Genomic DNA, 8,000 nt, shown 5'->3' with positions numbered 1-8,000 from the left:
ACGGACCGCAACGGCATCTACATCATCGACCTGCAGCAGTCGCTGGCCTACATCGACCGCAGCTTCGCCTTCGTCAAGGAGACCGTCGCCAAGGGCGGCACGGTCATGTTCGTCGGCACCAAGAAGCAGGCCCAGGAGGCCATCGCCGAGCAGGCGACGCGCGTCGGGATGCCCTACGTCAACCAGCGCTGGCTGGGTGGCATGCTCACCAACTTCCAGACCGTGCACCAGCGGATCAACCGCCTCAAGGAGCTCGACGAGGTCAACTTCGACGACGTCGCCGGCTCGGGCCGTACGAAGAAGGAGCTCCTGCAGATGAAGCGGGAGCGCGACAAGCTCGACAAGACCCTCGGCGGCATCCGCGAGATGGGCCGTACGCCGTCCGCCGTGTGGATCGTCGACACCAACAAGGAGCACCTGGCCGTCGAGGAGGCCCGCAAGCTGCGGATCCCGATCGTCGCGATCCTGGACTCCAACTGCGACCCCGACCTGGTCGACTTCCCGATCCCGGGCAACGACGACGCCATCCGCGCCGTCGGCCTGCTGACCCGCGTGGTCGCCGACGCCGTCGCCGAGGGCCTCATCGCCCGCTCCGGTGGCAAGACCGAGGGCACCGAGGGCGCCGCCGCCACCGCGGACGAGCCCCTGGCCGAGTGGGAGCGCGAGCTCCTGGCGACCCCGGACGCCGAGGAGGCCAAGGCTGGCGAGGCCAAGGCCGAGGAGACCCCCGCCGCTGAGGCGACCGAGGCGCCCGCCGAGGAGACCCCGGCTGCTGAGGCCACCGAGGCGCCCGCCGAGGAGACCTCTGCCGAGGAGACCCCCGCCAAGTCCCCCGAGGCACCGGCCGAGGCCTGAGCCTCACCGTCCACCCAAGAGCCACTTAACAGTCAGAGGAAGACACACATGGCTTACACCGCTGCCGACGTCAAGAAGCTCCGTGAGCTGACCCAGGCCGGCATGATGGACTGCAAGAAGGCGCTCGACGAGGCTGACGGCAACTTCGACAAGGCCGTCGAGATCCTCCGCGTCAAGGGTGCGGCCAAGGCCCAGGCTCGGGCCGAGGAGCGCACCACCTCGGCCGGCCTCGTCGCGGCCTCCGGCAACGCCCTGGTCAGCCTCCTCTCGGAGACCGACTTCGTTGCCAAGAACGAGGGCTTCGTGACTGCCGCCCAGCAGATCGCGGACGCTGCCGATGCCAACAAGGCCAACGACCTCGAGGCACTCAAGGCCGTCTCGCTCGGCGACAAGACGGTCGGCGAGACCGTCGCGGAGCTCGCCCGCACCATCGGCGAGAAGATCGAGCTCGGCCAGGTGGCCTACTTCGAGGGTCAGACCACGGTCTACCTGCACAAGAAGGCCTCCGACCTGCCGCCGAGCCTCGGCGTCCTGGTCTCCTACGAGGGTGACGAGGCTGCCGCGAAGCAGGCCGCCCAGCAGGCTGCCGCGCTCAAGGCGCAGTTCCTCACCTCCGACGAGGTCCCGGCCGACATCGTCGACGCCGAGAAGGACGTGCTGACCAAGAAGACGCTCGAGGAGGGCAAGCCCGAGGCTGCCGTCGCCAAGATCGTCGAGGGTCGCATCAAGGCGTTCTTCAAGGAGATCGTCCTGCTCGACCAGGAGTCGGTCTTCGAGTCGAAGAAGTCCGTCAAGCAGGTCCTCGACGCTGCCAACACGCAGGTGAAGCAGTTCGCCCGCTTCGACGTCGGCGCCTGAACCGAGCCTGACCCCGCGCGACGAAGGCGCGATCAGTTAGGTTGAGCAGCAACGTACGACGAAAGGGGCCGGTCCGATGAACCGAATGGTCATCATCGGACCGGCCCTTTCGTACGTCACCCCCACCTGCAACACCCAGCAAGACGTCGTCCGAGGAAAGGCCACGGCATGACCCGCTACCAGCGCATCCTGATGAAACTGTCCGGAGAGAACTTCGGTGGTGGCGAGGTTGGTGTCGATCCCGTCGTGGTCGCCGGGATCGCCAAGGAGGTCGCCGCTGTGGCAGCCTCCGGCGTCCAGGTCGCGATCGTGGTCGGCGGCGGCAACTTCTTCCGCGGCGCCGAGCTTCAGCAGGCCGGCATGGACCGCGCCCGTGCCGACTACATGGGCATGCTCGGCACGGTCATGAACTGCCTCGCGCTGCAGGACTTCCTCGAGAAGGAGGGGGTCGACACCCGGGTTCAGACCGCGATCACGATGGGCCAGGTCGCCGAGCCCTACATCCCGCGCAAGGCCATGCGTCACCTCGAGAAGGGTCGGGTCGTGATCTTCGGCGCCGGCTCCGGCATGCCCTACTTCTCCACCGACACCGTCGCCGCCCAGCGCGCCCTGGAGGTCCACGCCGAGGTCGTACTCATGGCCAAGAACGGCGTCGACGGCGTCTACACCGCCGACCCGAAGAAGGACCCGACGGCGACGAAGTACGACGAGCTCACCTTCAGCGAGGCGCTGCAGAGGCAGCTCAAGATCGCCGACGCCACCGCGTTCGCCCTCTGCATGGAGAACAAGATGCCGATCGTCGTCTATGGCGCGGAGGACGAGGGCGCGGTCTACCGGATCGTCCAGGGTGAGAAGATCGGTACGCTCGTCACCGCCAGCTGAGCGGCACGAGCCCCGAAGCCACCCATATCCATAACACTTACGAGCGCACAGGAGCACCCGGTGATCAACGACATCCTCAATGAGGCCGACAGCAAGATGGCGAAGTCGGTGGACTCCACGCGTGAGGACTTCGCCACCATCCGCGCCGGTCGGGCCACCCCGTCGATGTTCAACAAGATCCTGGTCGACTACTACGGCACCCCGACGCCGATCCAGCAGCTCGCCTCCTTCACCAGCCCCGAGGCGCGCATCATCAACATCGCTCCGTTCGACATCGGCGCGATGGCCAACGTCGAGAAGGCCATCCGCGACTCCGACCTCGGCGTCAACCCGTCCAACGACGGCAAGATCCTGCGCGCGGTCTTCCCCGAGCTCACCGAGGAGCGTCGCAAGGAATACATCAAGCTCGCCAAGGAGAAGGGCGAGCAGGGTCGTGTCTCGGTGCGTCAGGTGCGCCAGAAGGCCAAGCAGAATCTCGAGAAGCTCGGATCAGACGGCGAAGCCAGCAAGGACGACGTGTCCGGTGCCGAGAAGCGCCTCGACAGCCTCACCAAGAAGCACACCGACGCCATCGACGAGCTGCTCAAGTCCAAGGAAGCCGAGCTGCTCGAGGTTTGAGCCTGCGACCCTGCGAGCGAAGCGAGCAGGGTCGCAACGCGAAATGATCGAGCGTGACGACCGAGCGAGGTCGAACGGCGAGCTTGCTCGTCCGTTCGCGCCGAGCGAGGAAGTAAGGTGCCCGAAGGGCACCAGCGCACGCCTGAGCTTGCGAAGGCGTGGCCGCGTGTCGAGATCCAGTCCGCTTCCCGGCGCAGCTCCACCGCCGGCAAACCCCTACGGATGAATGGCTGAAACCCACGTGACCCAGACGCCGCCGTCTCCTTCTCCGTCAGCTCCCGAGCCGCCGAAGAAGGACTACGGCCGCGCCGGCCGCAACCTACCCGCCGCGATCGGCTCTGCCGTCGTACTCCTCGTCGCCATCGCACTCAGCCTGATGTTCGTGAAGACGGCGTTCATGCTGATCGTCGTGGGCTGCGTCGTGGCCGCGGTCTGGGAGCTTCACCGAGGCTTGATGGCCAAGGACATGGACGTCCCCGAGCAACCGCTGATGATCGGCGGCACGGTGATGGTCCTGGTCGCCTACTTCCTGGGCTCCGACGCCCTGGTGACCGCCACCGCGGTGAGCGCCCTCGTGATCATGCTGTGGGTGCTGCGCCGTGGGGTCGAGGGCTACGTACGTACGTCCGCGGCCTCCGTCCTCACCCTGTTCTACATCCCGTTCCTGGGCTCGTTCGTCGGCCTCATGCTCGGCGAGGGCGGCGGCTGGACCTCGGGCGGATTCTCCGACGACGGCGTGCTGGGCATCATCGTCTGGGTTCTGCTGACGATCATGTCCGACATCGGCGGCTACATCGCCGGTGTCCTCTTCGGCAGGCACCCGATGGCCCCGGTGATCTCCCCGAAGAAGTCGTGGGAGGGATTCGCCGGCTCCGTGGTCTTCACCGTCGCCACCGGCGTCGGCCTGGTCGTCTGGCTGCTCGACGGCTCCTGGTGGGTCGGTGCCGCGCTCGGCGTCGTCGCCTGCGTGATGGCAGTCCTCGGCGACCTGGTCGAGTCGGTCATCAAGCGCGACCTCGGCGTCAAGGACATGAGCCAGATCATCCCCGGCCACGGCGGGCTCATGGACCGACTCGACTCGCTGCTCGCGACCGTCGCCCCGGTCTGGCTGATCCTGCACTACGCGGTCTTCTGATGCTCTTTCTCGTACGCCACGGGCGACCGACGATCGTCCCGGGCGTCGCCGCGGAGCACTGGGAGCTCGATCCCGCCGGGTTCGACGACGTCTGGGCCCTGCGCGACCGGCTCCCGGCCGGCGCGGCGTGGTACTCCTCGCCGGAGCCGAAGGCACAGCAGACCGCCCAGCTGCTCACCGACGGCGACGTCGGTGTGATCGACGCCCTGCGCGAGCACGTACGCGGGAGCGCCTGGATCGAGGACTACCACGCCACGGTCGAGCGCGCCTTCGCGGAGCCGTCGGTCGCGGCGTACGACGGCTGGGAGCCGCTCGAGGCCTGCCGCTCAAGAGTGACGAGAGCCGCATCCGGGATCCTGTCGGCCCATGCGGACGAGGACGCCGTGCTCGTCGGCCACGGCACCGCGTGGACCGTCCTCGCCGCAGAGCTCACCGGGACGCAGCCGGACCTCGCCCGATGGCGCGAACTGGCTCTCCCCGACCTGATCACCGTCGACGTCGGACAGTCCCAGGCGTTCCGGCCCATCACCGACGGGTAGAAGGGCCGGAACGCCCGGAGTCACCGAGCCGGCAGTCCGCGCCCTGCCGCGATTCTTTGCCGAAAGATCGCGCCGTTCCGGGCTACGGTTGAGGGGTGACCCAGCGTCCCGCGGACCTCGACGTGGACTCCGATCCAGATGTCGAGGGCGATCACGACCCGGAGGGGGAGTCCTCGGGGTCGGGTGGGGTGTGGGCGTGGCTGCACGACTCCCACCCGACGGTGGCGGCGCTGGTCGGGTTCTACATCGGCCTGGCGTACGCCATCCTCGTGCCCGGCACCTGGGGCGCGCTGCTCGCCTGGGTACTCGGTCAGGAGAGGGCCGAGGAGCTGTTCCCGTGGGTCGCGCTGACCCTTCTCGTGCCGCTGGCCATGCTCATCCCGCGCAAGACCCGCCGGCTGGCCCAGTTCATCTGGCTGGGGATCATCTTGACCGTGCTGGTGGTGGTCGGCGTCGGCGCGCTGGTGTTCTGGATCCTGCTCAAGACCGGCTGACCAGATCCACATTTAGCCGTACGCAGCACGCCGGTGGGACACTGGAGCGGTGATCGAGCCCGACCCTGTGACCGTACCGGCACCGCACAGCCCCGAGGCAGAGGCAGCCGCGATGGAGGGGCGCCGCCTGCCCCTGGTGATGGCACCGCCCAAGGGCCGCGGGAAGCCGCCGCGCCACCTGGCCGACCTCGACCTTGCCGGCCGCCAGGAAGCGGCGAAGGAGGCCGGGCTTCCGGCGTTCCGGGCCAAGCAGCTCTCGGTGCACTACTTCGAGCGGCTGGTCGACGATCCCGAGAAGATGACCGACCTTCCCGCAAGTCAGCGCGCAGATCTCGTCAGCACGTTCCTGCCGGATCTGATGACGCCGATCCGCCAGCAGGAGGCCGACAAGGGCACCACCCGCAAGACGCTGTGGAAGCTCTTCGACGGCGCTCTGGTCGAGTCGGTGCTGATGCGCTACTCCGACCGCGCCACCGTCTGCATCTCCTCCCAGGCCGGCTGCGGCATGGCCTGCCCGTTCTGCGCCACCGGCCAGGGCGGCCTCGAGCGCAACATGTCAACGGCAGAGATCGTCCACCAGGTCGTCGTCGCTGCTCGGCAGATGGCGAGCGGTGAGATCCCCGGCGGCCCGGGGCGGCTCTCCAACGTCGTGTTCATGGGCATGGGCGAGCCGATGGCCAACTACAAGGCGCTGATGGGCGCGGTCCGCCGCCTCACCTCGCCCGCCCCCGAGGGCCTGGGCCTCTCTGCCCGCCACGTGACCGTCTCCACCGTCGGCCTCGTGCCCCGGATCAAGCAGCTCACCGAGGAGGGCATCCCGGTCACCCTCGCCCTCTCCCTGCACGCGCCCGACGACGAGCTGCGCAACGAGCTCGTCCCGATCAACACCCGCTTCTCGGTCGCCGAGACCGTCGACGCCGCCTGGAACTACGCCCGCGTCACGGGACGCCGCGTCTCCATCGAGTACGCCATGATGCGCGGCATCAACGACCAGGGCTGGCGCGCCGACATGCTCGCCGACGTCCTGAACTCCTACGGCGACTGGGGCTGGGTCCACGTCAACCTGATCCCCTTGAACCCGACCCCCGGCTCGAAGTGGACCGCCTCCGACCCGGAAGACGAGCGCGAGTTCGTACGCCGCCTCGAGGCCAAGGGCATCTCCACCACCGTCCGCGACACCCGCGGCCGCGAGATCGACGGCGCCTGCGGCCAGCTCGCCGCCGCCGAATAGCCGAAGCGCTCCGGCCATCGACTGGTTGGATAGACAGATGGCGATCGCGCGCTGGGCAGAACCAGACCTGCTCGACGGCGTCACGCAGCATCGGTTCGTTGTCGAGCGGGAACCCAACCAACATGTGCCTGCCGTTGCGTGGTACGCCGCCAACCCGAACGGCCGGGATGCCCGGCCGCTGGTCCTGCTTGGACATGGCGGCCAACTCCACAAGTTGAGTGCCCGGAATGTTCGGTTGGCCACCCGTCTGGTGCGCGAGCACGGGATCAATTCTGTCGCCATCGACGGACCGTTCCACGGAGACCGATCGCCCTCCGTCGGGTTCGACTATCAAGCAGCGATGGTGGAAAGGGGCGTCGGGAAGGTCACAGAGCAGGTGATCGAAGATTGGCGCCGCACCCTTGACGCCATCGGCGACTGTGCTCCCTTCGGTGTCACGACCGTCGGTTACCTGGGCCTTTCCATGGGAGCCCGGTTCGGGCTCTCGTTGATCGCATCCGTGAACACGCGGATAAGCGCAGCGGTGCTCGGCAAGTTCGGACTTCGGGATGGCGGTGTCCTGCATCCGGGCCTGAACACAGAGAAATCGACCTTGCGGGCCGCGCAGAGAGTCACCGTACCGGTGCTGTTCCATGTTGAGTGGGCGGACGAGATCTTCCCGCGTGATGCGCAACTATCGCTCTTCGACGCTATCGGCAGCGAAAACAAGGCCTTGTACGCCCGCAACGGCCGACACGGATCGAACAGGCCAGAGGATGCGTCGATCTGGCTCGAGTATCTTGCTCGTCATCTCGTTGAGGGAACGCCATGACGGTGTCGGAGTTCCTGACCGATTACGAACGCCGCACGAACAGCCATGACGCTGCTCAGCTTGCGCCGGTGATCGCTGAGGACGCGACGTACTGGTTCTCCGACGGGTCTCACCGGGCCGGGATGCGATCCTGGCGGCGATCGACGACACCTGGGCAACGATCCAGGACGAGGTATATGCCATCCGAGACGTCGAGGTCGTGGTGGAGTCGGCGGCCGCCGTGGTCTACCGCTACACGTTCCATTGGCGCGGCGTCGTTGACGGCGAGGCGCGGTCCGGGACGGGGCGTGGTACCAGCATCGCGGTGTGCCGCGAGGGCCGATGGGTCATGCTCCATGAACACCTGAGCAGGTGAGTGGGACCGAAGCACTCCGGTCCCACTCGAACCGGAGTGCCCCGACGCCTTGTGATCAGCCGAGACATCAGCACATGGCGAGCTTGCGGTCGGCTTCCATGTTGTCGCCGCCCTGGAAGAACACCTCGGGTGCCCAGCCCCACTTGCCGTTGTCGGCCATCGTGTAGGCGAACCAGTCGTTGTAGTAGCCGCCGTACTTGTAGGGGTCATACTTCGTGACCC

The 8,000-nt window shown here is 67.4% G+C and carries 10 protein-coding genes; all 10 read left to right on the top strand.

Annotation, left to right across the window (positions count from 1 at the left end; genetic code table 11):
- Window positions 1–855: 30S ribosomal protein S2 (rpsB, locus tag ACRDPS_RS00195; protein WP_431499591.1), on the top strand; the 855-nt coding region annotated here is incomplete at its 5' end.
- Window positions 856–903: 48 nt separating this feature from the next.
- A complete protein-coding gene (gene tsf / locus ACRDPS_RS00190) occupies window positions 904–1,713 on the top strand; it encodes a translation elongation factor Ts (protein WP_431499590.1) in 810 nt (269 codons plus the stop codon).
- Window positions 1,714–1,881: 168 nt separating this feature from the next.
- The gene (pyrH, locus tag ACRDPS_RS00185) at window positions 1,882–2,595 is read left to right on the top strand and encodes a UMP kinase (RefSeq protein WP_431499589.1); all 714 of its coding nucleotides are present in this window, start codon (window positions 1,882–1,884) and stop codon (window positions 2,593–2,595) included.
- 63 nt (window positions 2,596–2,658) lie between these two features.
- Window positions 2,659–3,213, top strand: coding sequence for a ribosome recycling factor (gene frr, locus ACRDPS_RS00180; protein WP_431499594.1), 555 nt, complete (start codon window positions 2,659–2,661; stop codon window positions 3,211–3,213).
- 226 nt (window positions 3,214–3,439) lie between these two features.
- Window positions 3,440–4,348 (top strand): phosphatidate cytidylyltransferase, encoded by a 909-nt coding sequence (locus ACRDPS_RS00175; RefSeq protein ID WP_431499588.1) that lies wholly within the window; start codon window positions 3,440–3,442, stop codon window positions 4,346–4,348.
- Entirely contained in the window at window positions 4,348–4,887 is a 540-nt protein-coding gene (locus ACRDPS_RS00170; RefSeq protein ID WP_431499587.1) for a histidine phosphatase family protein, read from the top strand. Before ACRDPS_RS00175 ends, ACRDPS_RS00170 begins: the two co-directional genes overlap by 1 nt.
- Before the next feature lie 95 nt (window positions 4,888–4,982).
- A complete protein-coding gene (locus tag ACRDPS_RS00165; protein WP_431499586.1) occupies window positions 4,983–5,381 on the top strand; it encodes a hypothetical protein in 399 nt (132 codons plus the stop codon).
- Window positions 5,382–5,493: 112 nt separating this feature from the next.
- Window positions 5,494–6,612: a 23S rRNA (adenine(2503)-C(2))-methyltransferase RlmN gene (gene rlmN / locus ACRDPS_RS00160; protein WP_431499593.1), complete on the top strand. Its 1,119-nt coding sequence runs from the start codon at window positions 5,494–5,496 to the stop codon at window positions 6,610–6,612.
- A 37-nt stretch (window positions 6,613–6,649) separates the two neighbouring features.
- On the top strand, window positions 6,650–7,423 hold the full coding sequence (locus ACRDPS_RS00155; protein WP_431499585.1) for an alpha/beta hydrolase: 774 nt from the start codon (window positions 6,650–6,652) through the stop codon (window positions 7,421–7,423).
- A gap of 91 nt (window positions 7,424–7,514) precedes the next feature.
- Complete coding sequence (locus ACRDPS_RS00150; RefSeq protein ID WP_431499592.1) at window positions 7,515–7,778, top strand: DUF4440 domain-containing protein; 264 nt, start codon at window positions 7,515–7,517, stop codon at window positions 7,776–7,778.
- Window positions 7,779–8,000 lie beyond the last annotated feature (222 nt).

It is taken from the genome of Nocardioides sp., from assembly GCF_050699375.1.
Taxonomy (GTDB): domain Bacteria; phylum Actinomycetota; class Actinomycetes; order Propionibacteriales; family Nocardioidaceae; genus Nocardioides.
Note: the sequence above shows the minus strand (reverse complement) of the source record. Positions and strands in the feature narration are given on the sequence as shown.

Bases quoted from the DNA above. Each gene is read 5' to 3' on its own strand.
- ACRDPS_RS00170 (WP_431499587.1), top strand. From the start codon at position 4,348: ATGCTCTTTCTCGTACGCCACGGGCGACCGACGATCGTCCCGGGCGTC.
- pyrH (WP_431499589.1), top strand. From the start codon at position 1,882: ATGACCCGCTACCAGCGCATCCTGATGAAACTGTCCGGAGAGAACTTC.
- ACRDPS_RS00175 (WP_431499588.1), top strand. From the start codon at position 3,440: ATGGCTGAAACCCACGTGACCCAGACGCCGCCGTCTCCTTCTCCGTCA.
- rlmN (WP_431499593.1), top strand. From the start codon at position 5,494: ATGGAGGGGCGCCGCCTGCCCCTGGTGATGGCACCGCCCAAGGGCCGC.
- tsf (WP_431499590.1), top strand. From the start codon at position 904: ATGGCTTACACCGCTGCCGACGTCAAGAAGCTCCGTGAGCTGACCCAG.
- ACRDPS_RS00155 (WP_431499585.1), top strand. From the start codon at position 6,650: ATGGCGATCGCGCGCTGGGCAGAACCAGACCTGCTCGACGGCGTCACG.